Below are 1,821 nucleotides of genomic sequence, written 5' to 3'. Positions count from 1 at the left end.
GTCGCTGCCGCTGCTGGCCGCTGCCTCGTTCGGCGTCTATCTGCTTTTCTTTGCCGACACCGTGCCGCTGTCGGTGTTTGCGGCAATCGTCTTTGCCGAAGCGCTGTTGTGGCGGCCGGTGGAGGTGGCGCTGATCGTCAACAACGGCCTGGGCAAGTTCGGCCGCGCCGCGCTGCTGGCCATCCTGGCGACCGCGCTGCGGGCGCTCGGCGCGGTGCTGTTCATGTTCTCAGCGCAACACAGCGTCTGGATATGGTCCTGGTTCTATATCGGCGCCAATGCCGCCTCGCTGCTGATCGCCTTCGGCTTCTTCTACCCGCGCCAGAGGCTGCGGCTGCGCGTCGAGCTTTATCTCAGGCGATTGGCCGATTCCATCTATGTGGCCGGCGCCGAAGTGCTGTTCTACCTGCAGATGGAGTTCGACAAGCTGCTCGTGCTGGCGATCGGCGGCCCGCATCTGGCCGGCATCTACGCCATCATCATGCGGCTGGTCGACCTGACGGCGATTCCGATCCGCACCTTCTCGATGATGCTGGTGCAGCGCATGATGCGCGCGCCGGAACTGTTGTCGCGTCTGGCGGTCAAGAGCGGCATCGAAGGCGGTGTGTTCGCGGTTTCGACGCTGGCGCTGCTGACACTTGGCATCGTGCTGCATTTCTTCCCCAATGCACTCGGCAAGAATGTCGCCGAGGCTGCCCCGCTGGTGGTGCTGGCAATCTGCGTGCCGGGATTGCGCAATCTTGTCGAATACCAGGCCGAGCTTTTGTTCGCACGCGGCCAAACGCTGGTGCGGGCGCTCAATCTCGGCCTGCTCGCCGGATTGAAGGCGCTGTTGCTGACTTATGTGCTGACGACCATCCTCGACACGCCGAAGCTGGTGCTGTCGCTCAATGTCGTCTTCCTGCTTCTGTATCTCGCCTCGACGCTGCTCACCTATTCGGCGATGCGCAAGCCGGCAAAGCCCGTATAGGGCTTTCTCATTTGTGCATGACTTCTGGACAAACGGAAATCGTTTGTCCGAGAAAACCGGTTTCCGCTTTTCGGGATGATCTAATCCAACCCAATCAGACGGCGGATGCGGCCGATATCGGTGCCGATGAAGGATTGCATGCCGATCGCCACCTGCTCCGGCGCCATGGCGGCAACGAAGCGGCGGAACTCGTCATCCGAAAGCGCTTCGCCGGTCCAGTGCACGCGGCAGAACTCTTCGGAACCGTGGAAGTGGCCGGCTCCGTCCAGCAGATCGTCGACATAGCGGCCGTAGATCATGCATTCGGAGAATTTGCGTGCCGAGCCGACGACCTCGACCCAGTTGCGACCATGGACCCTTTCGATCGCACCGCACATCGCCAGCACGGTGTCGCGCCGCCACGCGATCAGCGTCGAGATGTAGTCATGGTTCGACGTCCGGGACGGGTCGATGCCGAGTGCCGAGCCGGCGTTGCGCGACCAGATGCGATGCTCCTCATGACCTTCGTCCGCCAGCACACCGTCGCGGCGGAACAGGCGCACCTTGTCGTCGCGCCAGAAGGCGCCGCAGTCGAAAGGTTTCAGGAAGGCAACATCGGAATCGCAGAAGATGAGCACGTCTTGAGATGCATGCGCTGATATGGCGATGCGGCGCAACTGCTGCACATGCCAGCCGCGCAGCGGCTGGGTCTTCAGGCTGAGCCAGACGCGCCGGCGAAACAGGCTGAACGGATCGTCGAAGGCGTGCAGCCAGCGCGGCAGCAATTCCCGCTCGTCGACCACCGTGCGGCGGCCGGTTTCCAATTGGCGAAACAGGCCGACATCGCGATGCTCGACCAGGATGTAATGGTG

The 1,821-nt window shown here is 62.4% G+C and carries 2 protein-coding genes; one reads left to right on the top strand and one right to left on the bottom strand.

Features of this window, described 5'->3' with window-relative positions; all coding sequences use genetic code 11:
- Nucleotides 1-970: lipopolysaccharide biosynthesis protein (locus ENZ74_RS30860; protein ID WP_127313260.1), on the top strand; the 970-nt coding region annotated here is incomplete at its 5' end.
- 80 nt (nt 971-1,050) lie between these two features.
- Here ENZ74_RS30860 and ENZ74_RS30855 read toward each other — a convergent pair.
- The coding region (locus ENZ74_RS30855; protein WP_127313259.1) for a DUF6492 family protein at nt 1,051-1,821 on the bottom strand (771 nt) is incomplete at its 5' end.

This window comes from Mesorhizobium sp. M7A.F.Ca.CA.002.15.2.1, from assembly GCF_003998715.1.
GTDB lineage: Bacteria > Pseudomonadota > Alphaproteobacteria > Rhizobiales > Rhizobiaceae > Mesorhizobium > Mesorhizobium ciceri.
The sequence above is the reverse complement of the archived record's forward strand: the minus strand, read 5'-3'. Positions and strand labels throughout refer to the sequence as shown.